A 26,981-nucleotide genomic window follows, 5' to 3' on the forward strand; every position below is an offset into this window, starting at 1 on the left:
AGGAGCATCGCTGGGTAGCTATGTATGGAAGGGATAAGCGCTGAAAGCATCTAAGCGCGAAGCCCACCTCAAGATGAGATTTCCCAATTAGTAAGACCCCTTGAAGACGACGAGGTAGATAGGCTGGAGGTGGAAGTGCAGCAATGCATGGAGCTGACCAGTACTAATCGGTCGAGGGCTTATCCTAAATATATAAAATCGCAAAGATTGTTTCGTATCTAGTTTTCAGGGAGCAAAACCTTGAAAAACGCTATTGGTTTTATACACACTTTATAGTGATGTACCAAAACCAACGCGGATCGCATTTGTTTCACAAATGCTCGTTTGGTGGCGATAGCGGAGGGGTTCCACACGTACCCATCCCGAACACGACCGTTAAGCCCTCCAGCGCCGATGGTACTTGGACCGCAGGGTCCTGGGAGAGTAGGACGTCGCCAAGCAAATAGAAAACCGTTGTTGACAATACGTCAGCGACGGTTTTTTTGTGTTTCCATGAAGAAAATAGATGAAGATAAAGTTTATAGTAACCAATGCGGAATGACTCGTTTTATGAAAGCGATTAAAATAATCATTGACGAAAATTGTTTTCATAACTATCATGAACATGAAAACGATTATTGAGGAGTGGTCATCCAGGTGAAACAATACTTCGAGAAAGCTCAAAAGTTTGGTAAGTCTTTTATGCTCCCTATCGCAGTTCTACCTGCAGCTGGTTTGTTATTAGGTATTGGCGGTGCTTTATCTAATGCAAATACAGTAGCAACTTACCCATTCTTGCAAGTGGAATGGCTCCAGCAGATTTTTACCGTTATGAGCAGTGCAGGAAGCATTGTATTCGATAACCTCGCTCTTATATTTGCAATTGGGGTAGCCGTCGGTCTGGCTCGTGCAGACAAAGGGACTGCCGGACTTGCAGCGGGACTGGCATACTTGGTAATGAATGCTTCGATTAATGCTATGCTGATTAATACGGGTCAGTTAGCAGAAGATCAATTAGCCTCAGTCGGGCAAGGAATGGTCTTAGGAATACAAACGCTTCAGACGGGTGTACTTGGAGGAATCATAGTTGGTCTGGTTACAGCCATGCTGCATAATAAGTACAACAAGATTGAATTTCCTGCTTTTCTTGGTTTCTTTGGGGGCTCTCGGTTCATTCCTATTGTTTCTTCTTTTGCGGCCATCTTCATCGGTATTATATTATTCCTGATATGGCCAACTGTTCAGCTGGGGATTTCTCAACTTGGCAGTCTGGTAGATAAAACAGGATATGTTGGTACCTTATTTTACGGATTTTTGTTAAGAATGCTTGGACCACTGGGTCTGCATCATATATTCTATCTTCCTTTCTGGCAGACAGGACTTGGCGGCACGGTAGATGTTGCAGGTACAGTCTACGAAGGTACACAAAATATATTTTTTGCTCAGCTGGGTGACCCAGCAACAGAGAAATTTTTCTCTGGTACATCAAGATTTATGTCCGGACGTTTTATTACGATGATGTTTGGATTACTCGGTGCTGCATTAGCTATTTATCATACGGCACGGCCGGAACGAAAAAAAGTAGTTGGCGGATTGATGTTATCGGCTGCTTTGACATCATTTCTTACAGGAATTACAGAACCTTTAGAGTTCTCGTTTCTTTTTGTAGCTCCGGTACTGTATGTCGTTCATGCTATATTTGATGGATTTGCTTTTATGCTTTCACATATCTTTGAGATTACAATCGGACAAACGTTCTCTGGTGGCTTAATTGACTTCATTCTCTTTGGAGTACTGCAAGGTAATGCTAAGACAAACTGGATACTTGTTCCGATCATCGGGGTGGTCTGGTTCTTCCTTTACTACTTCACGTTCCGAGTTCTAATAGTTAAATTGAAACTGAAGACTATGGGCCGGGAAGACGAGACAGACACTGATAAAGTAGAATTTTCTACAGATGCTAAGCCAAAAAAGGCAAATGCAAAAACCGGAAATGAACGTTCGATCGCTATTCTTAACGGACTTGGCGGTAAGGATAATATTAAAGAAGTAGATTGCTGTGCAACAAGACTTCGCGTGTCTGTTCTGGATATGGATAAAGTAGATGAGAATATGCTTAAAGAGACAGGAGCTACTGCGGTAGTTAAAGTCGGAAATGGTGTTCAAGTCATATACGGACCTCAGGTTACGATTATTAAGAATGAAATTGAAGAATATATGGAAACGGAGTGATGAAAAAATGGAATTAAATACGTTAGGAATTCAAGGTGGACTTATTGTATCATGCCAAGCACTTGAGCATGAGCCTTTACATAGCTCTTTTATCATGGGAAGATTGGCCATCGCGGCAAAACAAGGTGGAGCAATTGGAATACGCGCGAATACAGCTGCTGACGTTAAAGAGATTAAACAGCAGGTAGATTTGCCGGTCATCGGAATTGTAAAAAGAAATTATGGAACGAATCCAGTATTTATTACACCAACGATTCAGGAAGTAGATGAGCTTGCAGCTGTAGGCGCTGAAATCATTGCAGTTGATGCAACTGTAAGAGCCCGCCCAGATGGAAAAACATTAGAGGCATTTGTAAAAGAAATCCGCAGTAAATATCCAGATGTTTTACTTATGGCGGACATTTCTTCAACAGAAGAAGCTATAAATGCTGAAAAGCTAGGCTTTGATCTTATTTCTACTACGCTAGTAGGATACACAGAAGAAACATCCCACATGAAATTATATGATGAGGATTTTGCAGTACTAAAAGAAATTATCGCTAGTGTTCATACACCCGTTGTTGCAGAAGGAAATGTGATGACACCAGAGATGGCAGCCCGTTGTCTAGAAGTAGGAGTATACTGTGTCGTTGTAGGAGGCGCAATTACTCGACCTCAGCAAATTACTGAGCGATTCGCTGCTGCGATCTCTGGAATAAGTAAAGTAGCACCTGCTACGAAGTAACGAATTACGATATAAATGATCAGGCCAAAGCTAAAAAAGCTTTGGCCTGATTTTTATTCCCGATGATACAAAGCTTTAAGTGTATTCTGACGAGCTTCAAATAAAGATTCATCCTCAAGTAAGAGTAGGGAAATCACATCCAGGATATAGATGATGGCGAGCTGGCTATTAATAAAGTGGACATCTCCTGTGCGATCGATATCAGGGGTGAAAAGGCATATATCAGATATCTCCGAAAGAGGAGTATGATCAAAATTAGTAATGCCAACCACTTTGGCTCCGCGTTTCTTAGCAGCATCCAGTGCATCACTGACTTCAATCGTTCTTCCAGAATTGGATATCCCGATCACTAGATCATCCTGTCCTAACAGAGAAGCACTCATAATCATCATATGTGAATCGGTTACAGCATCAATGATGATATTCATCCGAGTTAGACGGTATTTAAACTCCAGAGCAGATAATCCGGAGCTTCCTAGACCATAAACATAGATTCGGCGTGATTTCTTTATTAAAGTCACAACTTGTTCAATCTGTTCCGTATCCAGCATTTCAGCCGTAGCATTAATAATGTCATTATAGGCTTGTTGGGTTTTAGGAAAAAAACGAGTTTCCGGATGAGGTTGCTGAACCTCACGATTGAGAAGAATTTTGAAATCAACAAAAGTTGCACAACCTACTTTTCGACAGAATCGTGTGATGGTCGAGGTAGAGGTGTATGTATTTGCAGCCAAATCACGGATATTTATATTCATAATAGATGCCTGATTACGCATGACATAATCGGCAATTTCTTTTTCTTTTGCTGAAAAACGTTGATATTCAATTTGTAGCTTATCGATCATACTAGACGACATCGTATTCGACCTCATTCCGTTCATAATTTAGCTAGGAAAAAGATTATTATATAGTAGTCTACTGCCGAATGATGAAAAGTACAAATAGGAAAGATTCGCATCTTACCTAAGAAATTAATCCATATAAGAGCTTTCAAAAGTAAGAAGAGGAGACAATAGGACAAAACTAATGAAATTCGAGAATTTATATTTACCAGTATAGGCTTCATTTCGTGAGATTCTATAGCTAAGAAAGCAAGCAGTTAACCAGAAGTGTCCGTCAGGGACAAACAGTTGTTTTTCTACAGCGATACACTCTTTCACAGCAAGTTACTTTTCCTTGACAGTGCAAATGGGCCTTTGCTAAGATTGCAATAATATATTTTCAGAAAATGTTCATTAGATCCATAAATGCTTTCATTTAGAGATCTTCAGTCTATATATAATAAAAGGAGGAACATCGTAGTGTGGGGAGATAAGTTTAGTAAAGAAGGTTTAACATTTGATGATGTTTTGTTAGTACCGCGTAAGTCTGAGGTACTTCCCAAGGAAGTTGATGTTTCGGTTCGTTTAAGTGATAACGTGAAGCTTAATATTCCACTGATCAGTGCTGCGATGGATACTGTTACAGAAGCACCTTTGGCGATTGCAATTGCGAGAGAAGGCGGTATCGGTATCATTCATAAAAATATGCCGGTTGAACAGCAAGCCGAAGAAGTAGATCGTGTAAAACGTTCAGAGAGCGGCGTAATTACGAATCCTTTCTCATTGACTAAAGATCATTTAGTATCTGATGCAGAAAAAGTAATGGCGAAATATCGCATCTCCGGTGTGCCTATCGTTGATGAAGCACAGAAATTGGTCGGAATTCTAACCAACCGTGATTTACGTTTTATTAAAAACTATGACATTAAGATCTCCGAAGTAATGACAAGTGAGAATCTGGTGACAGCACCTGTAGGTACTACGCTTGTACAAGCTCAAGAGATTTTGCAAAAACATAAAATTGAGAAGCTTCCGCTTGTTGATGAGTCGAATACTTTAAAAGGTCTTATCACCATTAAAGATATTGAAAAAGCAATCCAATTCCCGAATGCTGCAAAAGACAGTCAAGGAAGATTGGTTGTTGGTGCCGCTGTTGGTGTATCCAGTGACTTGTACGAGCGTACAGAAGCATTGGTAAAAGCAGGTGTGGATCTGATCTCGATCGATTCCGCACACGGTCACAGTAAAAACATTCTTGACTCGGTTCGTAAACTTCGCGAACTATATCCAAGTCTTACAATCATTGCGGGTAATGTCGCTACGGGTGAAGCAACGCGTGATCTGATTGAAGCAGGGGCATCTGTTATTAAAGTAGGTATTGGTCCGGGATCCATCTGTACAACTCGTGTTGTTGCTGGTATTGGTGTACCTCAAGTAACCGCAGTTTATGATTGTGCAAATGTAGCTCGTGAATACAATATCCCTGTCATTGCTGATGGCGGTATCAAGTATTCCGGTGAAATTACAAAAGCACTCGCAGCAGGAGCTCATGCAGTTATGCTGGGAAGTCTGCTCGCTGGTACAGAGGAAAGTCCAGGCGAATTTGAAATTTACCAAGGTCGCCGCTTTAAAGGGTATCGCGGTATGGGATCCATCAGCGCAATGAAAATGGGCAGTAAAGACCGTTACTTCCAAGATGATGATAAGAAACTTGTTCCTGAAGGTATTGAAGGACGCGTTGCTTATAAAGGTCCACTTAGTGCGACTATTCATCAGCTGATCGGCGGACTTCGCTCTGGTATGGGATATTGCGGTACAGCAACGATCGATGAACTTCGTAACGATACTCAGTTCATTCGAATTACGAGTGCAGGGCTTCGCGAAAGCCATCCACATGATGTTCAAATTACAAAAGAAGCACCAAACTATACATTGTAGGACAATCATTTTTGGTCATATAGCAGGCAGGCAAGGTGAAATTCACTTTGCCTGTCTTTTTTTGCGGAATATCGTGTGTTAAAATGAAACAGGACTTGTATAAGTATACAAGCAAACATATGAACCTTATGAAAAACATGAACAAAATGATCTCTATTGGATGTAGTAGGGACATTACATATAAATCAGTTATTCTCTGATTCAATGGGTTCTTCTTTTGGTCCTTGTTAGCCATTTTCGATTATGCTCAACATTTACAAATTAACAGAATGCTATTATTGCCTATAGAGGCATTATGAAAGATTAGAGGAGGATTTATTCCATTGAAAAAGAAGTACAGTCATTCATTGATTCGCTCTGAACAAATCGAGAGATCAAAGTTTAAAAAACGCGTTGCTACATTAATGGTTATGAATATGCTTTGTATGTCGGTGATTCCTGCTGCAGTGTCTGCTGAACAAGTAACTCAGGTAGCAACGGCTGCTACTACAAATGCTACGACAAAAGCATCTGTTTCTAAAGTGCCTTCGCCTGATACTCTAGGACTTGGGGTAAAGTCGGCAGTACTAATGGAAGCATCAACGGGTCAAATTCTATTATCGGTCAACGCAGATCAAGCTTACGCTCCAGCTAGTATGACGAAAATGATGACAGAATATATCGTCTCTGAAAAAGTAAAACAAGGCGAACTATCATGGGATGAACAGGTAACGGTTGAGAAAAATGCTTCCTTAAGTGTGGGTTCCCGTATTTTCCTGGCTGAAGGAGACCAACATTCGGTTAAAGAACTGTATATTGCTATGGCTATTGGCTCTGCGAATGATGCAACAGTTGCTCTTGCAGAACATGTGGCGGGTTCTGAGGAAGAGTTCGTAAAACTGATGAACGCAGAAGCCAAGCGTATGGGAATGAATGACACACATTTTATTAACTCAACCGGTCTCAACCGTAATGATATGCCGGAAGAATTCCGTCCGGAAGATGAACGTGAGACAGTAATGACAGCGAAAGATGTCGCTATTTTGACTAGATACATTGTTCAGGATCATCCTGACTTTGCTGAATTTACATCTCTTCAATCCTATGATTTCCGCGGAAAAGATAAGATTATTAACTGGAACTGGATGCTTGAAGCAAACAAAAACATTACAAACTTTAAAAAGTATGCGTATGAGGGTCTTGATGGCATGAAGACGGGGCATACATCCGATGCCGGTTACTGTTTTGCTGGAACTGCAGAACGTGACGGAATGCGTCTAATCAGTGTAGTAATGGGTGCTGCAACAGAGCCCGGCCGATTCAACGAAACGAAAAAGGTGCTCGACTACGGTTATAATAATTTTGAAGTGAAGCAAGTGGTTGCAGGTAAGACAACGGTAACCGGTGCAGAAACAGCACCTGTATCTAAAGGTAAAGAATCAACGGTACCCGTTGTAACCGAAGAAGCGGTTAACTTTATCGTTCCAAAAGGCACAGAATCTTTTGAACCTGAATTCACAACTAATTTTGAAGGTGAAGCGCTTGAAGCACCAATAGAAGCAGGTACTAAAGCAGGCACGATCACATACACCTACAAGGTAGAAGGTATGGATGAAGTGCAGGAACAAACAGTGAACCTTGTTACTTCTGAGAAAGTTGAAAAGGCTGGATGGTTCCGACTTATGTTCCGAGGAATCGGTGATTTCTTTGGTGACATGTTTGATAGTATTAAAAACCTGTTCTAATTAAAAGCAGTATTTATTTTAGTTCTGGTGGGACAACTTTCTAATAACCTGTATTTAGTAAAATAGTTGTATAATCAGGATTCATACGGTAAAATATCAAGTTAGAATTCAAATTGGAAACTTTTGATGGGTACAAGTCTTTTTCTATAGGATATTACCTTTTAAAAGGGCGTTGAATTGGAAAAACTGCAGATATAATACGGGGGGCTTAAACATGGAAACGGGCACATCACGCGTTAAAAGAGGAATGGCAGAAATGCAAAAAGGCGGCGTCATCATGGACGTTATGAATGCAGAACAGGCTAAAATTGCTGAAGCAGCAGGTGCCACAGCAGTTATGGCTCTTGAACGTGTACCATCTGATATTCGTGCAGCTGGCGGCGTAGCTCGTATGGCTGATCCAACGATTGTAGAAGAAGTGATGAAAGTCGTATCAATCCCAGTTATGGCGAAGGCTCGTATTGGTCATTTTGTTGAAGCGAAGGTGCTCGAATCTTTAGGTGTTGACTACCTTGATGAAAGTGAAGTATTAACTCCAGCAGATGAAGTTTTCCATATTGATAAACATGAATTTACTGTACCGTTTGTGTGCGGAGCTAAAGATTTAGGTGAAGCACTTCGCCGGATCGGTGAAGGTGCTTCGATGATTCGTACTAAAGGTGAACCAGGAACAGGTAACATTGTTGAAGCGGTTCGTCACATGCGTTTCATTAACAGCCAAATTCGTAAAGTTCAGAATCTGTCCAAGGACGAGCTGTATGCTGAAGCTAAAAATTTGGGTGTGGCTTATGATCTTTTGCTTGATGTACATGAGAACGGGAAACTTCCTGTTGTAAACTTTGCAGCAGGTGGTGTTGCTACTCCAGCTGATGCTGCTTTGATGATGCATCTTGGTGCAGATGGTGTATTTGTAGGTTCCGGTATCTTTAAATCAGACAACCCTGAGAAATTTGCTCGTGCTATCGTAGAAGCTACGACTCATTACACAGATTATAAGCTGATTGCGGAAGTCTCTAAGAACTTGGGTGCACCGATGAAAGGGATAGAAATCTCTTCATTGTCCCCTGCAGAGCGCATGTCGAATCGTGGTTGGTAAGAGAGAAGGATGTCTAGAGTGAAAATCGGAGTATTAGCACTACAAGGTGCTGTTGCTGAACATATTCGCACTACGGAGCTTGCCGGAGCAGAAGGCATAGCGGTGAAGAGAGTAGAGCAACTTCATGAGCTGGATGGTTTAATCATTCCAGGCGGGGAGAGCACTACAATTGGCAAGCTGATGCGTAAGTATGGTTTTATCGAGGCAATTAGGCAGTTCTCTGAAGAGGGGAAGCCGATCTTTGGTACTTGTGCCGGTCTTATCGTTATGGCAAAGCAAATATCTGGACAAGTTGATGCTCATCTTAGCTTAATGAACATAACCGTTTCTCGTAACGCATTTGGACGCCAGCGTGAGAGCTTTGAAACAGATTTAGAAGTAGTAGGCATTGATGAGCCTGTGCGTGCAGTGTTCATCCGTGCTCCGCTTATCGAGTCTGTTGGTGAGGGTGTCGAAGTTCTTTCCACCTATCATGATGAGATTGTAACCGCTCGTGAAGGTCATCTTTTAGTTTCTTCTTTTCATCCAGAGCTTACGGATGACTACCGGTTGCATCAATATTTTGTGAATATGGTGGAAAGCAGCTTGAAATCCTTGAGATAAGATAACAATATAACGATCTTGACTCTCGTGATATTTGAAGACTTTCCCTTATGCTGGCCTGTAAAGCTTGTATAAGGGTGGAGTCTTTTCTCTGGTCGCAGGTCAAGATTATTTTTTTTAGGAGGGAAATTTGCGTGTTAGATATTAAAATATTGCGTAATGATTTTGGCAGAGTAGAGGAGGCCCTCAAGCGTCGTGGTAAATCCGTTGATTTAATTGCTGATTTTCCAAAGCTTGATGTACGCCGCCGTGAACTTCTTCAAGAAGTAGAAACATTAAAGAATCGGAGAAATACGGTATCTGGTGAAGTTGCCAAACGCAAGAAAAATAAAGAAGATGCGGATGAACTAATCGCTGAAATGCGCCAAGTGTCAGATAATATCAAGCAAATGGATGAGGAAATCCGTGAACTTGAAGCGCAAATTAATGAACTGACGATGGCTATTCCTAATATTCCTCATGAGAGTGTACCCGTAGGGGCATCTGAGGATGATAATGTAGAGATCCGCCGCTGGGCTGAACCACGTGAATTTACGTTTAAACCGAAAGCACACTGGGATATAGCGCAGGATCTGGGTATTCTTGATTTTGAAGCAGCAGCTAAGGTTACAGGATCGAGATTTACATTCTATAAAGGGCTTGGAGCACGTCTTGAACGGGCGTTAATCAGCTTTATGATGGATTTGCATAGTGATCATCATGGGTATGAAGAAATTCTCCCTCCGATGATTGTTAACAAAGACAGCCTTTACGGAACAGGTCAGCTTCCCAAGTTTGAAGAAGATCTCTTCAAAATTAAAGACACAGAGTATTACCTGATTCCTACAGCAGAGGTTCCTGTGACGAACTATCACCGCGAAGAAATTATTGATGCTGAGCAGTTACCACAGAAATTTGTAGCATATAGCTCTTGTTTCCGTTCTGAAGCAGGGTCAGCAGGCCGTGATACCCGTGGTCTGATTCGTCAGCATCAATTTAATAAAGTGGAGATGCTGAAATTTGCGTTGCCGGAACACTCTTATGACGAACTTGAATCGATGACTAAAAATGCAGAACGCGTTCTAGAGCTTCTAGAGCTTCCATATCGAGTTATGGCACTCTGTACTGCAGACATGGGCTTTACATCAGCCAAGACGTATGACCTGGAAGTGTGGCTGCCTGAGAGCGGAATGTACCGTGAAATATCTTCATGCTCAAACTGTGAAGATTTCCAAGCAAGACGTGCCAATATTCGTTTCCGCCGTGAAGCGAAAGCCAAACCTGAATATTTGCATACACTCAATGGTTCAGGACTTGCTGTAGGAAGAACTTTTGCTGCTATTCTTGAGAATTACCAACAAGAAGATGGCAGTGTGAAGATTCCGAAAGTGCTCGTTCCTTACATGGGCGGCGTGGAAGTTATTTCACCAAAATAATTTTCGAATAAAAGTTGCATATATGGACAATCTATGATAAAATAATTTTTGTTGAGCGTTAAGTTGCTAAAACGTTAATAAAATTATTTTATCCTGGAGAGGTACCGAAGCGGTCATAACGGGGCGGTCTTGAAAACCGTTAGGGTGCAAGCCCACATGGGTTCGAATCCCATCCTCTCCGCCATAACACATAAATGACAAGCCATTTTCCTTATTTAAGGAGAATGGCTTTTTTTGGTTATCCAAAAAGATAGGTGTGAGAAGACAAGAATGAACAGTATTGAACAGTGCATAAAAAAGCGGTGAAAATCACACGTTAAAAGGTGTGGAGGTGTTACTAATGAGTGAAATTTTTAATATCGATCAAACCCAGCTTGTTCATGCTTGGAATGAGAGTTTGCCGAATGTGCTGAATAAAGGTGACCAAGCACAGGTAAAACCTGATGAAGCAGATCAACACACCCTTCGCATTCATATCGATACCGCAGGGCACCAGATGTACTCTTTTGATTTCAAATGCGCATATGTAGATAACCGTGAAGTCAAAGTCGATTTGATGGATGTAGAGAAAGACGGACGGCATGTTGATGAACGTACGGATACCATTCAGCAGCTTACGCATGATTATATGCGTCATATCCACGAGTGTGCACAAGCAGTGCAGTATTTAACAAACCCTTAAGGAGAGGATCTAATGAGTAAGCCAAAAGCGATTCCTGTACCGGAAGCACAGCCAGCTGGTGTGAGACATAAAAAGGATCATTCCTCTGGCCCAGAGCCCCTTTCGGGGTCCAAGAAGGTCAAGAACCGTAACCACGTAGATCATAATAATCCACAAGGCTGATTTTTTTATATCTTCATCATTACGAAGGGTTCTCCTCAAAAGAGGGGGACCCTTTTTCTGTATACAACTCATTTTTATAAATCTTATGAACCAAATATCTCCAAAAGTGTTTATCTTATCAGAGAAATGAGATATCATTCTAAAGGTGTTTATGAAAAGGATGAATGACGAGAGGGGAGCAATCATGAACAAGAGTTACACAAGAGTCTTGTTAACAATGATGCTGGCGGCAATCGTCGTACTAGCAGGTTGTGGAGCGAAGCAAGAACCTAAGGAAGCAGTGAGAGATGCTGCAGCTAAAGCAACGGAGATGACTTCGTTTGCACTTACAAGTAAAGTAGTGATTAATAACTTTTCCATGAGTCAGTCTGATGAACTTCCTGAAATGGAAATGGTCCTAGCCATGCTGAAAGATGCAGAGCTAAGTGTAGACGGGGTGTTCCAGAATGAACCAATGCAAAGCGAGTTCACTATTGGTATTCATCTGAAAGGTGATATGGAGTTTGCATACAACATTCCTGTTGTGATGACGGCAGATAAGATGTACATTAAAGTGCCGAATATCCCTATGCTTGGTATTCCAGAAACACTAGTAAATAAATACATTGAGATAGATATGAAGAAACTGGCTGAAGAAGAGGGAGTAGAGTGGAGTCCAGCAACTATGGATCTAACCAAATCTCAGCAGTTCTCTAATGAAGTGACAGACGCGGTATTATCCGAATATGATCAGGACACCTATTTTAAGAGTATTGAAAAAGAAGAGTTCTCTGTTCCTGAGGATGTCGATGCTAAACAGCTTGTTCAGTTCCAAGTCACAAATGAAAATGCCAAAGAAGCGATTACCATTCTATTGAACAAGGTTATGCCTAAAGTAATTGATATTATGAGTAAAGCGGAATATAAAGAAATGCTTCAAATCACGGACGAACAAATAGCTGAAATGAAAGAAGAACTAAACAGTACGGACGAGAGCCAAATAGCTGCCGATCTTGAAGAGTTAAAAAATCACTTAACCATTAATACGTTTACTATGAATACTGCCATCAATAAAGAGGGAATTCCAGCTTACCAAGAAGGAAAAGTTGATGTTATCATTAATGATCCCGACACAAGTGAGACGGTGAATTTAGACATGACCATCACACAACACTATAAAGACATTAATAAAACTCAAGAATTCCAAATTGGCATCCCTGCGGGGGATGATGTTGTAACGATAGAACAATTTCAGGAATTATTAAGCGAAGCGTACAGTTACTAAGTAAAAAGAAAAAGAAAGGTCAAGTGAAGGATCTAGATCCCTCGCTTGACCTTTTTTTGCGGAGAATAACAGCGCAGTTGTCCCGCTTTAAATGATCTATATCCCTTAGGATACGATTCGTTTGCAGTCACTTCATGATCCTTCTTTCGAGCTGTGTTTATGTCTTAGGCGTCTAAAGAAGGAAGTGAGTAAGGAGGCACAGGTTTCCTGCAGTACTCCGCTTGTAACTTCGGTTTGATGATTGAATCTAGATTCTTGCAACAAATTCATAAGCGTTCCAGCACAGCCTGCTTTCGGATCGGTTGTCCCAAATATGACGTGAGGGACTCTAGATTGGACTATAGCACCTGCGCACATGGGGCAAGGTTCGAGTGTAACATATAATTTGCAGCCAAGTAGGCGCCAAGCTTGCAAATGAGCACTTGCTTCTTTGATCGCTAAAATCTCAGCATGAGCAGTTGCATCATAATTAACTTCGCGGAGGTTGTGCCCTCTTCCGATAATTTGATTATCTTTGACGATGATCGCACCGATAGGTACTTCTCCAAGTGCTTCTGCCTTCAATGCTTCTTTAATTGCCTCATTCATCCAATACTCATCTGTATATAAGGAATCATCCTCAGTATGAATTTTTGGTTGGTCCTGTCCCATAAACGTAGTACATCCCTTCTAACGAGCATTTATCCAACGAACAAATATTCGGGTTGTTAACATGTTGTGTATAAGTTTGTGGATAACTGTCTAGTTTTGCACAGACTTGTACACATATTATCCAAAGGCTTGTGGATTTGTTAACAACTTTGTGTATGACTTCTTTATTTTATTCAATACTTGTCGATATATCAATTTCGCTTTACAATTATTCCTTTGTTTCCTAACTACGTATGCAGTCGTTCCTTTTCAAATAACTTGTAAGAAGGTATGATGTTCTTATACATAAATCCCTAGAAAGTCGTACATATAGTCACTTTTCGCCAGGATACGAGCCAAGAGGTGAGCTGGAGATTGTCCATTAAAATTAAATTGTCTTTGGTGATGTCGTTCTCGTTATTGATTTTACTTGGACTCAACATCGCGCTCAGTTATTACACGACCCAGGAAAATTTGCTGCAGGATAGTGAAAAACGAATTGTATCTGCGGCAAAGCAAATTGCACTGGCCATGGAGCAGAATCAAGACAATGCAGATGTCGTTAAGAAGCAGGTGGCTAAAAATTTGTGGCTCTCTGCAAAGTATGCAGCTAAAAGTTTGGACCCGGATATTAATAAGATAACGAATGAGCAGTTAGAAGAACTAAGTGAAGAGATAGGGGTATCTGCTATTTCCCTAATGATTCAGACGGAAGATGATATTATTGTAACGAAATCTTCAGATCCTAATGAACTTGGGTTATCTACAAGAAAAATGACATTTTGGTACAAAGCATTTAAGCAGCTTTTTGAAGAGTATCAAGTGACGATCCCCCAAGGGATAAAATATGATCATTATTGGTCAAATGGATTTGAATATGCTACATCAGACCCCGGGAATGTAAACATATGGGGTTATTATCATGATGGGCAAAGAAACTATATCATCAATCCATTCATGAATTCAGATGAGATTGAGGATTATGTTCTTTTTTTCAACCCGGAAGGGAATATTAAAAAGTTTCAAGATGTGAATCCATCGATTCTTTCCATTGCTGGGATTAATCCTGCTACGTTCGGACATCCGACTATGGAGGAAGATGGAACAGATGAAATCTACCCTAAATTTATTAATAAACCTATTTTCTTTGGGGAATATCGATATGGAGAAGTTGACAGGGATAAAAAAGCAATTAATAAAGCAATTGAAACTGGAAATAATGTGTCATATACCTCTGTAGTGGATGGAAAAAAAGTATTAAAAAATATGATTCCGATTACTAACTCTGTAGGACAGAAATATGTGATTAGTATTGTGACCGATTATCATGAGATTGAAAGTGTAATGACAGAACAGTTAACTAGTCATATCGCGGTATCCCTTGTACTGATGGAAATTGTTATTTTCGGGAGTTATTTGTTTGCTTCTGCTTATACGAAACCAATACAGACTATTCTATCTAAAGTAAATGAAGTAGGAGACGGTCATTTTAATTATGATCTGAAATTAAAGCGCAACGATGAACTAGGACAATTATCGAACGGGATCAATGCAATGATTCGGAATCTCGGACACTATACGAACAGACTGAAGCAAATGTATGAAGAAAATAGAGCGGTAAAAGAACATTTGGAGTCTGTTATCAATCAGACAGCCGATGCTATTCATATTACGGATGAAAAAGGAAATATTATTCAAGTCAATCGTGCTTTTGAACAAATGTATGGCTGGTTAGGTAGAGAAATCATCGGTCAGCCCCTTAGTAATATCCCTGAAGAATTAATCGAAGAAGAACAGGAGCAACGTAAGAAACTACATAGCGGGTTAACCATTCCTTCGAATGAATCGTATCGTTATGCGAAAGACGGCAGCCGAATTGAAGTTAGTGTCAGTACGGCGCCGATCAGAGATGATGAGGGGAAAATTACGGGCTATATTAGTATATCAAGAGATATAACGGGCCGTAAGCGAATGGAAGAGCTCTTGCGTCGCTCTGAGAAGCTTACAACCGTAGGTCAGCTTGCTGCTGGGGTTGCTCATGAAATTAGAAACCCGCTTACGACGTTGAGAGGTTTTATCCAACTTCAACAGCAGACTCAGAAAATGAATCCTCGCCATATTGATTTGATGTTATCAGAACTGGATCGAATTAATTTAATTGTAGGAGAGTTTCTTATTTTAGCTAAGCCGCAGGCTACTAATTTTACTCCTAAGGATATCCGTTTTATTATGGGGGATGTAATCTCTCTTCTAGACAGCCAAGCACATATGCTTGGTATTGAAATCTTATTAGATGCAGATGTTCCTACCATTGTTCACTGCGGAGAGAATCAGCTGAAACAAGTATTTATTAACCTTCTTAAAAATGCGATGGAAGCGATGGCGGACGGTGGAAAAATAAAAATCCGAATTAGAGTGAATGCCGGACAGAATGCTGAGATTATCATTCAAGATGAGGGCGAGGGGGTTCCTGAGGAGTTACTACCTAAGCTGGGCGAACCTTTCTTCACAAGTAAAGAATCGGGAACGGGACTTGGTCTAATGGTGAGTCAGCGTATCATTCAAGCGCATAAAGGAACAATGGAAATTGATAGTATTCAAGGCGAAGGAACCACAGTTACAATTCTGATGCCAGCTTTGAATCAAAATAAGTTCAAATAAATGATTTGAATCAATAAAATATATGAAAGTAAGGTGTGTGATCTGATTGCGGATAAATAAATTTATAAGTGAAACCGGATATTGCTCTCGCCGGGAAGCGGATAAGCTTGTAGACAGTGGGAGAGTAACGATTAATGGAGCGGTGGCAGTCTTAGGAAGCCAAGCAGAAGAGGGCGATGAGGTACTGGTTGACGGCAAGCCTCTGAAGGAAAAGAAGAATACAGTCTATATCGCCCTTAACAAGCCGGTTGGAATTACAAGTACTACCGAACAGCATATCGAAGGAAATATCGTCGATTTTGTGGGCCATAAGGAAAGAATATTCCCCATTGGCAGACTAGATAAGGACTCTGAAGGATTAATTCTGCTAACGAATGACGGAGATATAGTAAACAAGATATTACGATCCGAAGGCAGACATGAGAAAGAATACATTGTAACCGTAAATCGGCCGGTAACCGAATCGTTCATAAGAGGAATGTCTACTGGTGTTAAAATTCTCGGAGAGAAAACTCTTCCCTGTACGGTTACACGGATCTCAGAACGTACTTTCCGAATCATATTGACGGAAGGAAAGAATCGTCAGATTCGGCGGATGTGTAGTGCTTTTGGTTACGAAGTGCAACATCTACAAAGAATTCGTATCATGAATATTCAGCTGGGTTCTCTGAAAAAAGGTTCTTGGCGCGATTTAACGCCAGACGAAAAGAAAGAACTTGGCCGTATGCTCAACTATCGTCTGCTTTAATCCTATAAATAAAGAAGCTGTGCCATGGGCATAGCTTCTTTGTATTTCGAGTCTTTATTTATTGTACATTTGTTGTTTTTGTTTCACCGTTATATTTACGAATGATAGAGATTTCAACTCTTCTGTTTTTTGCGCGACCTTCCGCCGTAGCGTTCGACTCCACTGGATGATATTCACCATATCCACTTGGGGTGAATTTGGAAGGATCCAATTTAGAATTTTGAAGTACGATTTTTAAAAAGTTCAGCGCACGATCACTGCTCAAATCCCAGTTATCTGTGTACTTATAATTGCTAATAGGCATATTATCTGTATGGCCGGTAACAATGACATCATAAGAGGGAAATTGTTCAAGCATTCGGGAGATATTTTTGGCAAGCACTTTTGCCTCTGGTTTCACATCTGCAGCTCCTGATGCAAACAGAGCATTATCAGCGATGGTAATCATAAGCTGGGATTGATTGAGTTTCGTATCAAGCTGATTAGTAAGACCGTTTTTGTCAATATAATCATCGAGCTGCTTTTTTAATCTTTCCAGATCTTCTTGCTCCTTTTTAGCAAGTGCAGCATCTGTCGCCGTATTTGGATTGCTGGAAGGGCTCTTGTTTTTACCAAGATCCGCACCAGAGCCAGCATCGTAAGAGGAGGAATGTTCTAGAACTCCTGTACCTCCGTTAAGGGCACTGCTAAGTGCCTGAGACATCTCTTCGAACTTCTTAGCATCTACGGAACTCATGGAGAACAAGGTGATGAATAAGGCCAATAAGAGTGTCATGAGATCTGAATAAGGCAAGAGCCAGCTTTCGTCTGCATGTTCTTCGTGTTCTTCGTGGCGTTTATTACTCTTTTTCACCTGTTCCTCCCTCCTTGTTAGCAAGTTCAGCGCGCTCGCGCGGTGTCAGAAATACAGATAATTTTTGATTAATCGCAATGGTAGAAACACCGGATTGAATGGAAAGGAGACCCTCCACCATCATTAGTTTGACCTCTGATTCCAGTTTAGACATACGCTTCAGTTTGTTAGCAATGGGATGCCAAAGCACATAACCTGAGAAAATACCGAGCAAGGTAGCGATAAAAGCTGCTGCGATGGCATGAGACAACTTATCCATATCGCTCAGATCAGCCAGAGCCGCTATTAAACCAACTACTGCTCCGAGCACACCGAGAGTTGGAGCATACATGCCTGCTTGTGAGAAAATAAGAGCACCTACTTTATGGCGATCTTCGGTTGCATGAATATCTTCCATAAGTACGTCGCGTACAAATTCCTGATCATTACCATCAATAATCATTCGCATACCGCCGCGAAGGAAATCATCATCAATTTCGTCTACTTTCGACTCCAAAGCAAGTAGACCTTCACGTCTAGTTATGGAAGCCCACTCGACAAACATACTAATCAAAGAAACTTTGTCGATAAGTTTAGGTTTTGTGAAGACAATTTTGAACAGCTTCGGTATTTTTTTGACTTCAGACATGGGAAATGCCATGAATATCGTGGCGATGGTACCGCCAAAAATGATAAGGTAAGCCGCAGGGTTATTTACCAAGTTGATAATTGGTGCTCCCTTCAGGATCATACCAAATACAAGAGCGATGATTCCCAAGATTAATCCGATAATAGTTGAAATTTCCATGATACACCTCGTCCGTGAGATTTAATCTGAATCCTTTCATTGAGACATCCGGCTCATTTATTTTATTTATCGACATGTGATTCGTTTTTATGAAGGTTTATTTTCGGTATAATAGAACTACGATATGGAAATGGAGTGAACATTCAAATGGGTGTAAAACATGGACGCGAGTATAATGATATTTTGCAAGATTTAATACAGGCTCTTGGAAAAATACCGGATCGGTATATCTTTTTCGAGATGGAGGAAGAAGACTGGGCGAGACTGGGGGAAAAAGATCGTTTGGAAGTAGATGAAGCACTTGCAGAGGATCTATTCTACGCATTGGGATCTGAGAAAATGATTAGCGTTGGCAGCGGGGTTGTTATTCATGATCAGGAACTCCATCGCCTAAATATTCTTATCGGGGATGATGAACTCGACTTTGTATCCCTCATTTAAAGGATCAGGTTACAACTGGATTTAACATTCCTTCCGTGATAAGATGGAACACGAATAAAGCCGTTCGGGAAGCGAACGGCTTCCTATTTTCCAGTGATAGGCTTGTGCAGTAGGGCATACTATTTAAGCCACAAGCTAGAGTATCTACAAAGGCACCGGGCATGCTGATATGGATACGTTTTTTGATTAGGGGAGGTTAGATTGAACGATGGTCTTTACGCAAGAGGAAGTAGAAGCTCATCTCGATAAACTCGAAGGTTGGGAGTACGAGGAAGGTCGGTGGATTGTTCGCAAATTTATATTCACCAACTTTATGAAAGGCATAGCTTTTGTGGATGAAGTAGGTTTAATCTCCGAAGCGTTTAATCATCACCCTTTCATTACGATTGACCATAAAGTAGTCACATTAAGACTTACTTCTTGGGACGTTGGTGGCATCACTGCTATTGATATTAAAGAGGCTCAGCAATATAACGAAGCATACAACAGAATGATGCAAGTGTAATGAAAAGACGCCTTATCGTCTCTCTGAAGGGAGAAGATAAGGCGTGTTTTTGTTCATTCACTTTTTCTCGGATAGCCAAAGAGCAAGGTTGGCAATTTCTTCATCTGAAAGTTGTCCTTCAAAAGCAGGCATTTTGCCTCCGCCTTTACCCTTACTAATCGTTTTATAAAGCTGCTCGGCATTGGATTCAGCACCCACTTTTTGCAAGGAAGGACCTACGCCTCCTTCAAGCTGGTTTCCATGACAAGAGATACAGCTTCCTTTAGCTTTTTCCTCAGCACTTGCAGCGTCCAGAGTTACCTGGGGCATAACGGGTCCGGCTTCCTCTGCCATCTCTTGTTCTCTTCCTTCTACCGTAAACATTAACACGAGGGCAAAAGCGCAAGCGAAGAAAAACAAACCGCTCATGATCCATTTCTTCATTTGTAGTGTCCTCCTACTATGTACATTCCTTATTTCATTATAATGTAACCGGCTTCAGGTTCATAGTATTTTATGGTAAATATTTAAACAAAAGCGAGAATAAGTAAACAAAGCTAAATATGTCATGTTTTTTTGTAAATCATGCAATGGAACAATTGAGTTCCTTCCGGGGTTAGCCGCTCATAGGTATCATCAATGACAAACCCGGCTTTTTCGTATGATCGGATGGCCCTCGTATTCCAGGTCAGTACTTCCAAATCAATGATATGACTTGAATTCCTTTTTCGAGCCTCATGTACAATAGAAGACACAAAGGCTTGGCCGTAACCATTGCCACACAAAGAGGGCCGCATACCTAAACCGAGGCGAGTGACTCCTTCCATAGGAAAAAGTTGAGCAAAACCACATAGCGCAGGCATCTCTTGATCCCTTACTACAGATACATATTGCTGAGCTCTTAGCACGGGGTCTCCAAACTCAATCTCTAAAGCTTTCATCTGATCCCAAGGCAGCCAGCCGTATATATTATAGGGAGGGTCGTACTTCCAGGTACTAATCTCCGCAGCTTGCTCTTCGGTCATCGGCATGACTCGGAAAATAGGGGTCGCCTGTGTCATAGGATCACTCCTTTATCTAAAATTTATCTTTCCTAACACTCTACAGGGTAAGAGAGAGGCAAGGAAAGCGATGGTGTGTAGTAGGAAAAATAAAAAACTCGAACCTCATTACTTTTTTAAAAAAAGTAGTCAAGGTCGAGTTCTTAGGGTAATGATATAAGAAATATTAGTCAAGAGTAGCTGTTTCAAATTGTTCTGTACTCATAATTCGCTTTGCACCTACATAACGCTTTGCATAGTAGCTTTCGTCTAGCTTACTGATGGTCACACCTTTAGAGGAAGAAGCATGTGCAAACTTACCGTCTCCAACAAAAATACCTACATGGGATACCCCTTTACCGCTGGTGTTAAAGAATACAAGATCGCCCGTTCTAATATCAGAACGAGAGACTTCTTTACCCATGTTGAATTGTGAACCGGATTGTCTTGGTAATTCAATCCCAAGCTTCTCGAATACATACATCGTGAAACCAGAACAATCAAAACCACTGAGTGTAGTTCCGCCGTATTTATAATCTGTTCCCTGAACGCTTTCAATTACCTTGTCCATTTTGGAGTCAGCAAATGCACTCCCTGTTCCAATGGATAATGCGATTGCTAGGCTTAGCGCTGCAGCAGTTAATGTCTTTTTCAAAAAAATAAACTCCTTCCAATGCCTGCGAGGTTAGCTTAAGGATTCGGTAGAAGGTTCCCCTATGACCACTCTGTTGCGAGATCAATTCACCCGTAATATGGTTCCCCCGCTTCCCAGGTACCAGGAATTTGGCGTATCTGATGATATGTACCTGTGAAGACGTATGTATTTCCAATTTATAAAACAATCAAATAATTATGTAATAAAAGCTTGATCAATTTAGTTACAATAGATTACAAAGTTGTCACAAGATGTTCTGGGCTTATTGTAACAGAATATGTGTAAATTTGGCAATCATTTTCAAGGGAAAAATACAAAATAAGCCTGACTCATACGATAATGAGCTAGGCTTATCTTTTTGTAAGAGGTAATTGATGCTAACTTTAGGAGTTATCAGAGCTGCTTTTTGAATACCAGAGACTGAAGTGAGCACTGATTTTCCACACATTCATAATGGATCGAATGAGATGATAGGATTGCTGTAGAATTAGAGCTAGAAGTCCCGTCCAAATGAATGAAACGGCTGTGAATGAACCAAATATGGCTAGCGTAATGAAACCGAGCAATAGGGAGACCAAGGCTACTGGAACGGCATACCGGATACAGATCCATATCGACACTGATCCGCTGCGTTTCCCAATGAGTCCAATTTGACAGTAGAGCAGCAGCTGCTTTATTGCATAGCCGTAGATCATCCATAAGAGAAGGTAAGGAATAACTTTGGTAAGAACAGACAGATTATAAATAGCTGTAATAAGATTTGGGAGAATAACTGGAACAATCCAGTAAGCAGGGATGAGTAATAGTATGACCTCTATAAAATAGAAGAGAGATGTTTTTTTCCAGTGTTGCTTAATGCCTTGAAAGAAAGCCAGACCTTTTGCTGTATTCCCTTGTTCATGAAGACTGTGAAGTAAACCTGCCCGAATGAGCGGGGTCATTAGCATTCGAATGAGGAACATAAGGAATAGCAGCCAGGCGTACTGATGAACTAGCGGGCTTACCGATAAACTAAGCTGACCTTCCATCCAAAACAGCACCTTACTGAGCTCATGAGGCGGAGGATCCGGATAGCGCATCAACAGAGGAACCACAGCAGAAGAAACAATCTTATAAAGAAACATTCCCCAGACCAGCTGGTATATAAAAAGAAACAATACGACAAAATAATGCTCTCTCATAGATTTGAATCCTTCTGATACATAAACTTTCATCGACTCCACCTCACCATGACAGACTTCCAAGCAGGGTTTCAATCAGTTTCGTAATACTGATATTAAACCGAGTCTGTATTTCTTCTTCTACTTCAGCGCTCATATAGTTATTAATATGCTTGTTCTCAATGGCGATCGAGTAGGAAGGGTCTACCATGACCCATTCTATAGGTTCCTTATACGTAAGATTGTAGATAACATTTGCATCCTTGCCGTCCCATTCCTTGCGAATCATATGACCGTCTTTAAAGGCAAACACTACTGGGATTTCGGCGTAGTCTCCTGCTTTCTTAGTCAATTTTACAGTTGAGATATAGTTCGATTCCGTTTCTGTGCTTTGATCCTTAACTTGAATCGAGTCTACGGCAAAGTCAGCCATCATGTTGCTGTATACATATTGATCAAAGAAAGTAGCCCATGATTTGCGGGTGACTTGTTCTACAACGGTCTGGAAATCTTTCGTCGTTGGATGTTTAAAACGGTACTTGGCAGCATAGGCAGACATTACTTTGTCCATTTTTTTGATGCCGATTTGCTGCTCAATGGCTCGCAAGATGAGTTTGCCGCGAGTGTATACATTTTCTGCATAATGCTGCTGCGAATCATATTTCCATGCTTCCTGCGTGAGGGAGGCAGGAGAGGTAATATAACCAGACTGCAAAGGGATGTTGGGTGAAAGACCGTATTCTTGTTCCATTAAGCGTTCCTCAGCATAGGAGGTGAAGGCCTCATCAAGCCATGCTTCTTCAAATTCATTACTTGCGATCATGCCATAGAAGTACTGATGTCCAATTTCATGAATGACGGTTCGCTCCAGCTCATAACCAGGCGATGTTTCATCTGCGCCAAAGGCGGTAATCAAGGTAGGATACTCCATTCCGCCGGCTCCATTTCCTGCTTTGGGAGGCACTACGATGGATAATGTGGAATACGGGTACTTTCCGTACCATTTGCTAAAATTGGATAGTGCCGATTTAGCTGCATACAAGTAGCGATCTTTAAGATCAGCATGAGCAGGGTCTAGAAAAAGCTTAATTCGGACTCCAGGTACATTTGGTGCAGAGAATGGTTCTTCTACAACCACAAAGTCGGGGGAAGCGGCCCAAGCAAAGTCATGAACATCATCAGCATAGAATTGATAAATACGCTGATCGTTCTGTTTATAATAAGGTTTGGTTGGGAAACCGGTTGCTGCTACGGTATAATTAGCAGGTACCGCGATGCGTACACTATAAATCCCAAAGTCTGAGTAAAATTCGGAATTACCGTGATATTGATGTAAATTCCAGCCTTCAGTCTTTCGGTTGCGTGTTCCGACTGGTTCATAGACACTTAGTTTGGGAAACCATTGGCCTGCCATAACGAAGTTATCTGCTGTCCCCATCCGGGCAAAGATCCGGGGCATATCAACTTCAAAGGACATATGGAGGGTGATGGATTCTCCCCCTTTTACAGGCTTGGGCAAACGGACCTTGACCAGACTCTTATCATGTATATTTCCGTCATCGGGTTGTACATATTGAATGCGATGGAGGAGAGAAAGACCGTCTGGTGTTTTAATTTCCGTAAGTTTCATAGAGCCGTAACCATCTTTCGGCATCGCATCTCCTCTGAGTTTGCCTCCTGATTCTTTCATAAAGGTTGTCTCATCTGAGGCAAATGCATTGGGGTACAAATGAAAATAAAGCTCGCTCACCGTTTTTTTACCTGGATGAGTCCATGTCAAGGTAGAAGTACCTTTAAGGACATGGTCTTCTGTTAGTTGAACATCAATGTGATATTCAACTACTCGGTCACTAAGCACCTCGGCAAGCGGTGTCTGTACAATTCCCTCTGTGGGCGCAGGCACTGGGGCATTTATATTGCCCGGTATCGGCGCAAGGGCAGATTGCGTAGATGGAGCTTGGCTTAAACTGAGCAGCAGTGTGCCGCCGAGAACACAAATAGCAAGAACAGAGGATAGAATAATTTTCGCGCGAACTGGGGTCATACGTTAAATACCTCCCACTTGACAAGCATCTAAGGCATGTATATGTTTGCAAGCGGAGAAATATTAGTTAAAATATTGGTATCAACTTTTGGAGGCCATAAAAATGGAGCAAAACGGACAAATTGGCAAGAAGCAGATTGCCTTAAATATTGTGAATAGCAAGAGTAAGCATAAAGGTTTCGGTTCAGGTTCGATTGATTTGAATAATGTTTCTCCTGTTATCATTGATGGAGGCGTTGCCACCATTGATATTGGTGCGATGCATGCAAAGAGTAAGGTAGAACGCGGCATTAAATTTTCTACGGAAAAAGCAGATGTACCGAATGGCCGGCAAGTGTGGTTAGTATGGGTAGCGGTAGATCGCACTGCGGAAGGTCAGATGTATGCCGGAGCAACAGCATGTGAGATGTTGATCGATACGGAAGCAAAACGCGGCTGGAAGATTCTCGCTGACCATGTAAACAAAATGGATTATGCAATGAAGCGTCGTATCATGTTAGATGAGCTAGGAAATGAAGATAAGGCAGCATTAAAGCATCTGCTTATTTCTCATAATGAAAACTGGTGGAATGCAGCTCCAGATGAGCTCAAACAGGCATTAGAGACGAACTAAATGGTAACAAAAAAAGAGGGTTTCGGCGTTTAGCCGAAACCCTCTTTATATTGTAATAATGAACAGCCCGATTGATCTTTAATTCGTCCACCAACGTTTGAAGTGATTCCACCAAGAATCATCTCGGTCATTTTGAATTTCTTCTTCTCCGTTTGAACCCGGTTCTGCTTCGTGTTCATCGCAGTATTCCGTAGGCTCTGTACCGCGGACAAACACTTCAAGTCTACGGCTTTCGCAGTTTTCCCCGGCAAGTTTTCCGGTAGAAGGGTCGATATAGACGCTAACCACTTCTTCAGGAACCGGGAATATTTTCGGTGGAACATTTTCGAGTGCTTTTTCCATATACTCTGCAAAAATAGGAGCGGCTCTTCGGCTTTCAGAAGTAGTAATCTCCTGATTATTATCATATCCTACCCATACCGCTGTTGATAATTCCGGTGTATAGCCTACAAGCCAAGCATCTGAGCTTGTGGTGCCTGTTTTTCCGGCAACCGGTCTCTTGATCTTATCTGCTACCCGGTGAGCTGTTCCCCCTGTATCAAAGACACTTTCAAGCAGACTTGTTACTACATAAGCAGAAGCAGTGTCTACCACTTGTTCGGGTGTCTGTTCCGGCACTTTGTATACAATTCGGTCTGCTGCGTCCGTAATTTTCAGCACGGCTATAGGGGCATTTCGAAGTCCCTCATTAGCAAGAACTGAATAAGCGGAAGCCATCTCAAAAGGACTGACAGGCGATGTACCCAGCGCCAGCGATGGTACGGGATCAAGTGAACTCGTAATCCCCAGTTTTTTCGCCATTTCAATAATAGGGTCCGTTCCGATTTGCATAAGAGTACTCACCGCATAAATATTATCAGAGACGGCAATCGCTTTTCTCATATCAATGGGTCCAAGATATTTATCGCCAAAGTTTTTTGGCTCATACGTTTTACGATCATTATCGTACTTGAACACAGTCGGTTTACTATCGAATTGTGAGATAGCTGTCATCTGTTTTGATGAAATGGCTGCCAAGTACATAATCGGTTTAAAAGAAGATGCAGGCTGCCTATTATCCGCCAGTGCATGGTTGTACTGACTGGAGTTATAGTCTGTTCCTCCCACCATGGCCTTCACATATCCATTTCTCGGATCAATGGATACCAAACCTACTTCAAGATCACTTTCATTATCCATTCCGTTAGCGATCGCTTCTTCAGCAGCTTCTTGCATCTGCATATCTAGGGTGGTGTATATGTTAAGACCGCCATGTTCTAATTTGGCTGAATCAATCCCCAGATCCTTAACAACTACGTTTCGAATATAGTCTCGGAAATAGGAAGCTTTTTCATTTGTCTTCGGCTGACTTTTCGGCTTGATATCAAGCATTTCATTATAAGCCTCATCAGCTTCCTCTTGCGTAATGGATCCGGTAGTGACCATTGAATTCAGTACAACCTTTTGCCGATCTTTCGCCTTCTTCATATTGTTGTAGGGAGAATAATAGGTCGGTCCTTTTGGAATACCAGCAAGCATTGCACTTTCTGCTAAATTTAAATCGGCTGCAGACTTGCCAAAATACATTTGTGCTGCAGATTCAATACCATAGGCGCCATGGCCGTAGTAGATTTCATTAAGATACATTTGTAAAATTTCATCTTTGGTGTACTTCATTTCAAGTTGTGCCGTGTATATGGCCTCTTTAATTTTACGGGACCACGTTTTTTCATGAGAAAGGTACAAGTTCCTTGCCAGCTGCTGTGTGATCGTACTAGCCCCTTGGGACATGTTCATCTCTTTTATATTTACAAGAATGGCACGAGCCACTCCTTTTAAATCAAACCCAAAATGAGAATAGAACTTTCGATCTTCTACCGAGATGGTAGCCTGGGTAAGATCGGGTGAGACTTGGTCTAACTTGACGGGAATTGAATCTTTCCCCTCGGGAGAGAATGTAGCAATAACTTCACCATCTATATCAAAAAGCCTGGAGTTATGGTCATTATCTGCAAGAGGAAGACTAGTCGCATATAGATAGACAAGAAGTACAACAGCAAATATCAGACCCAGTACGGTTATTCCTGCTAACCACTTCAGAATCTTTTTGGTGCGAGAGTATTGCGGTTTTGACTGATCTGTAGATTCTGGCATCACATAGGTCTCCTTTCTAAAAAACTGCCTTATATTTCATTATGGGAATACAATTCATCCATTATTCACGATTTATACAGATTCTTTACACA

Annotated in this window: 25 protein-coding genes, 1 tRNA gene, 2 rRNA genes and 1 riboswitch; of the genes, 18 read left to right on the top strand and 10 right to left on the bottom strand. The window is 41.3% G+C overall.

The annotated features are described in order from the left end of the window. The 4 genes from KJS58_RS22640 to KJS58_RS22655 all read left to right on the top strand — a co-directional run. A 23S ribosomal RNA gene (locus KJS58_RS22640) occupies nt 1-187 on the top strand; the annotation flags it as partial. A 136-nt stretch (nt 188-323) separates the two neighbouring features. Further along, nucleotides 324-440, top strand: a 5S ribosomal RNA gene (gene rrf / locus KJS58_RS22645). 196 nt (nt 441-636) lie between these two features. After that, on the top strand, nt 637-2,211 hold the full coding sequence (ptsG, locus tag KJS58_RS22650; protein ID WP_213535746.1) for a glucose-specific PTS transporter subunit IIBC: 1,575 nt from the start codon (nt 637-639) through the stop codon (nt 2,209-2,211). Between the two features lie 7 nt (nt 2,212-2,218). Next, nucleotides 2,219-2,935 (top strand): N-acetylmannosamine-6-phosphate 2-epimerase, encoded by a 717-nt coding sequence (locus KJS58_RS22655; protein ID WP_191805147.1) that lies wholly within the window; start codon nt 2,219-2,221, stop codon nt 2,933-2,935. A 53-nt stretch (nt 2,936-2,988) separates the two neighbouring features. Here the strand turns inward: KJS58_RS22655 and KJS58_RS22660 are convergent, their stop codons facing one another. Next, entirely contained in the window at nt 2,989-3,780 is a 792-nt protein-coding gene (locus KJS58_RS22660; RefSeq protein WP_213535748.1) for a MurR/RpiR family transcriptional regulator, read from the bottom strand. Between the two features lie 456 nt (nt 3,781-4,236). Between KJS58_RS22660 and guaB the strand changes: the two genes are divergently transcribed. The 9 genes from guaB to KJS58_RS22705 all read left to right on the top strand — a co-directional run bounded on the left by guaB (nt 4,237) and on the right by KJS58_RS22705 (nt 12,640). Next, nucleotides 4,237-5,694: an IMP dehydrogenase gene (gene guaB, locus KJS58_RS22665; RefSeq protein ID WP_213535750.1), complete on the top strand. Its 1,458-nt coding sequence runs from the start codon at nt 4,237-4,239 to the stop codon at nt 5,692-5,694. Between the two features lie 404 nt (nt 5,695-6,098). After that, nucleotides 6,099-7,418 (top strand): D-alanyl-D-alanine carboxypeptidase family protein, encoded by a 1,320-nt coding sequence (locus KJS58_RS22670; RefSeq protein ID WP_213535831.1) that lies wholly within the window; start codon nt 6,099-6,101, stop codon nt 7,416-7,418. 214 nt (nt 7,419-7,632) lie between these two features. Further along, the gene (gene pdxS, locus KJS58_RS22675; RefSeq protein WP_160037021.1) at nt 7,633-8,514 is read left to right on the top strand and encodes a pyridoxal 5'-phosphate synthase lyase subunit PdxS; all 882 of its coding nucleotides are present in this window, start codon (nt 7,633-7,635) and stop codon (nt 8,512-8,514) included. A gap of 18 nt (nt 8,515-8,532) precedes the next feature. Next, nucleotides 8,533-9,117 (top strand): pyridoxal 5'-phosphate synthase glutaminase subunit PdxT, encoded by a 585-nt coding sequence (gene pdxT / locus KJS58_RS22680; RefSeq protein WP_283771327.1) that lies wholly within the window; start codon nt 8,533-8,535, stop codon nt 9,115-9,117. Nucleotides 9,118-9,251: 134 nt separating this feature from the next. Continuing rightward, on the top strand, nt 9,252-10,532 hold the full coding sequence (gene serS, locus KJS58_RS22685) for a serine--tRNA ligase (RefSeq protein WP_213535753.1): 1,281 nt from the start codon (nt 9,252-9,254) through the stop codon (nt 10,530-10,532). A 95-nt stretch (nt 10,533-10,627) separates the two neighbouring features. Beyond that, nucleotides 10,628-10,716, top strand: a tRNA-Ser gene (locus KJS58_RS22690). A 156-nt stretch (nt 10,717-10,872) separates the two neighbouring features. Beyond that, entirely contained in the window at nt 10,873-11,214 is a 342-nt protein-coding gene (locus KJS58_RS22695; protein ID WP_213535755.1) for a hypothetical protein, read from the top strand. 12 nt (nt 11,215-11,226) lie between these two features. After that, nucleotides 11,227-11,376: a small acid-soluble spore protein P gene (locus tag KJS58_RS22700; RefSeq protein WP_213535757.1), complete on the top strand. Its 150-nt coding sequence runs from the start codon at nt 11,227-11,229 to the stop codon at nt 11,374-11,376. Between the two features lie 184 nt (nt 11,377-11,560). Then, nucleotides 11,561-12,640, top strand: coding sequence for a hypothetical protein (locus KJS58_RS22705; RefSeq protein ID WP_213535759.1), 1,080 nt, complete (start codon nt 11,561-11,563; stop codon nt 12,638-12,640). A 132-nt stretch (nt 12,641-12,772) separates the two neighbouring features. Here KJS58_RS22705 and tadA read toward each other — a convergent pair whose 3' ends face one another. Next, the gene (tadA, locus tag KJS58_RS22710; protein ID WP_213535761.1) at nt 12,773-13,291 is read right to left on the bottom strand and encodes a tRNA adenosine(34) deaminase TadA; all 519 of its coding nucleotides are present in this window, start codon (nt 13,289-13,291) and stop codon (nt 12,773-12,775) included. Between the two features lie 354 nt (nt 13,292-13,645). On the opposite strand from tadA, the gene KJS58_RS22715 reads away from it, so the two are divergent. After that, on the top strand, nt 13,646-15,931 hold the full coding sequence (locus KJS58_RS22715; protein ID WP_213535763.1) for an ATP-binding protein: 2,286 nt from the start codon (nt 13,646-13,648) through the stop codon (nt 15,929-15,931). A 46-nt stretch (nt 15,932-15,977) separates the two neighbouring features. Further along, nucleotides 15,978-16,679 carry a 23S rRNA pseudouridine(2604) synthase RluF gene (rluF, locus tag KJS58_RS22720; RefSeq protein WP_213535765.1) on the top strand — a complete coding sequence of 234 codons (702 nt, stop codon included), beginning with the start codon at nt 15,978-15,980 and terminating at the stop codon, nt 16,677-16,679. Nucleotides 16,680-16,737: 58 nt separating this feature from the next. On the opposite strand, the gene KJS58_RS22725 is transcribed toward rluF, so the two are convergent. Then, nucleotides 16,738-17,532: a flagellar motor protein MotB gene (locus KJS58_RS22725; RefSeq protein WP_213535767.1), complete on the bottom strand. Its 795-nt coding sequence runs from the start codon at nt 17,530-17,532 to the stop codon at nt 16,738-16,740. After that, entirely contained in the window at nt 17,519-18,319 is an 801-nt protein-coding gene (gene motA, locus KJS58_RS22730; protein ID WP_213535769.1) for a flagellar motor stator protein MotA, read from the bottom strand. The genes KJS58_RS22725 and motA overlap by 14 nt, the downstream gene beginning before the upstream one ends. 147 nt (nt 18,320-18,466) lie before the next feature. Between motA and KJS58_RS22735 the strand changes: the two genes are divergently transcribed. After that, nucleotides 18,467-18,760 (top strand): hypothetical protein, encoded by a 294-nt coding sequence (locus KJS58_RS22735; protein ID WP_213535771.1) that lies wholly within the window; start codon nt 18,467-18,469, stop codon nt 18,758-18,760. A 208-nt stretch (nt 18,761-18,968) separates the two neighbouring features. Further along, complete coding sequence (locus KJS58_RS22740) at nt 18,969-19,265, top strand: 4a-hydroxytetrahydrobiopterin dehydratase (protein WP_213535773.1); 297 nt, start codon at nt 18,969-18,971, stop codon at nt 19,263-19,265. A gap of 57 nt (nt 19,266-19,322) precedes the next feature. Here KJS58_RS22740 and KJS58_RS22745 read toward each other — a convergent pair whose 3' ends face one another. The 5 genes from KJS58_RS22745 to KJS58_RS22765 form a co-directional block, all read right to left on the bottom strand. Beyond that, nucleotides 19,323-19,688, bottom strand: coding sequence for a c-type cytochrome (locus KJS58_RS22745; protein WP_213535775.1), 366 nt, complete (start codon nt 19,686-19,688; stop codon nt 19,323-19,325). 122 nt (nt 19,689-19,810) lie between these two features. Continuing rightward, nucleotides 19,811-20,305, bottom strand: a complete 495-nt coding sequence (locus KJS58_RS22750) for a GNAT family N-acetyltransferase (RefSeq protein WP_213535777.1) — start codon at nt 20,303-20,305, stop codon at nt 19,811-19,813. A 166-nt stretch (nt 20,306-20,471) separates the two neighbouring features. After that, on the bottom strand, nt 20,472-20,939 hold the full coding sequence (locus tag KJS58_RS22755) for a C40 family peptidase (protein WP_213535779.1): 468 nt from the start codon (nt 20,937-20,939) through the stop codon (nt 20,472-20,474). A gap of 4 nt (nt 20,940-20,943) precedes the next feature. Further along, nucleotides 20,944-21,083, bottom strand: a riboswitch (cyclic di-AMP (ydaO/yuaA leader). A gap of 239 nt (nt 21,084-21,322) precedes the next feature. Further along, nucleotides 21,323-22,153, bottom strand: coding sequence for a hypothetical protein (locus KJS58_RS22760; RefSeq protein WP_213535781.1), 831 nt, complete (start codon nt 22,151-22,153; stop codon nt 21,323-21,325). Between the two features lie 10 nt (nt 22,154-22,163). Then, complete coding sequence (locus KJS58_RS22765; protein ID WP_213535783.1) at nt 22,164-24,143, bottom strand: M1 family metallopeptidase; 1,980 nt, start codon at nt 24,141-24,143, stop codon at nt 22,164-22,166. A 103-nt stretch (nt 24,144-24,246) separates the two neighbouring features. Between KJS58_RS22765 and KJS58_RS22770 the strand changes: the two genes are divergently transcribed. After that, a complete protein-coding gene (locus KJS58_RS22770; protein WP_213535785.1) occupies nt 24,247-24,756 on the top strand; it encodes a YwhD family protein in 510 nt (169 codons plus the stop codon). A gap of 78 nt (nt 24,757-24,834) precedes the next feature. On the opposite strand, the gene KJS58_RS22775 is transcribed toward KJS58_RS22770, so the two are convergent. Next, nucleotides 24,835-26,889: a transglycosylase domain-containing protein gene (locus tag KJS58_RS22775; protein WP_213535787.1), complete on the bottom strand. Its 2,055-nt coding sequence runs from the start codon at nt 26,887-26,889 to the stop codon at nt 24,835-24,837. Between the last annotated feature and the right edge of the window lie 92 nt (nt 26,890-26,981).

The sequence above is a fragment of the Paenibacillus sp. J45TS6 genome, assembly GCF_018403285.1.
In the GTDB taxonomy this organism is placed as follows: domain Bacteria; phylum Bacillota; class Bacilli; order Paenibacillales; family Paenibacillaceae; genus Paenibacillus.

Coding starts and splice junctions, on each gene's coding strand:
- KJS58_RS22655 (WP_191805147.1), top strand. CDS start 2,219: ATGGAATTAAATACGTTAGGAATTCAAGGTGGACTTATTGTATCATGC.
- KJS58_RS22660 (WP_213535748.1), bottom strand. CDS start 3,780: ATGATCGATAAGCTACAAATTGAATATCAACGTTTTTCAGCAAAAGAA.
- KJS58_RS22670 (WP_213535831.1), top strand. CDS start 6,099: ATGGTTATGAATATGCTTTGTATGTCGGTGATTCCTGCTGCAGTGTCT.
- pdxS (WP_160037021.1), top strand. CDS start 7,633: ATGGAAACGGGCACATCACGCGTTAAAAGAGGAATGGCAGAAATGCAA.
- KJS58_RS22695 (WP_213535755.1), top strand. CDS start 10,873: ATGAGTGAAATTTTTAATATCGATCAAACCCAGCTTGTTCATGCTTGG.
- KJS58_RS22700 (WP_213535757.1), top strand. CDS start 11,227: ATGAGTAAGCCAAAAGCGATTCCTGTACCGGAAGCACAGCCAGCTGGT.
- KJS58_RS22705 (WP_213535759.1), top strand. CDS start 11,561: ATGAACAAGAGTTACACAAGAGTCTTGTTAACAATGATGCTGGCGGCA.
- tadA (WP_213535761.1), bottom strand. CDS start 13,291: ATGGGACAGGACCAACCAAAAATTCATACTGAGGATGATTCCTTATAT.
- motA (WP_213535769.1), bottom strand. CDS start 18,319: ATGGAAATTTCAACTATTATCGGATTAATCTTGGGAATCATCGCTCTT.
- KJS58_RS22735 (WP_213535771.1), top strand. CDS start 18,467: ATGGGTGTAAAACATGGACGCGAGTATAATGATATTTTGCAAGATTTA.
- KJS58_RS22740 (WP_213535773.1), top strand. CDS start 18,969: ATGGTCTTTACGCAAGAGGAAGTAGAAGCTCATCTCGATAAACTCGAA.
- KJS58_RS22745 (WP_213535775.1), bottom strand. CDS start 19,688: ATGAAGAAATGGATCATGAGCGGTTTGTTTTTCTTCGCTTGCGCTTTT.
- KJS58_RS22750 (WP_213535777.1), bottom strand. CDS start 20,305: ATGACACAGGCGACCCCTATTTTCCGAGTCATGCCGATGACCGAAGAG.
- KJS58_RS22760 (WP_213535781.1), bottom strand. CDS start 22,153: ATGAAAGTTTATGTATCAGAAGGATTCAAATCTATGAGAGAGCATTAT.
- KJS58_RS22765 (WP_213535783.1), bottom strand. CDS start 24,143: ATGACCCCAGTTCGCGCGAAAATTATTCTATCCTCTGTTCTTGCTATT.
- KJS58_RS22770 (WP_213535785.1), top strand. CDS start 24,247: ATGGAGCAAAACGGACAAATTGGCAAGAAGCAGATTGCCTTAAATATT.
- KJS58_RS22775 (WP_213535787.1), bottom strand. CDS start 26,889: ATGCCAGAATCTACAGATCAGTCAAAACCGCAATACTCTCGCACCAAA.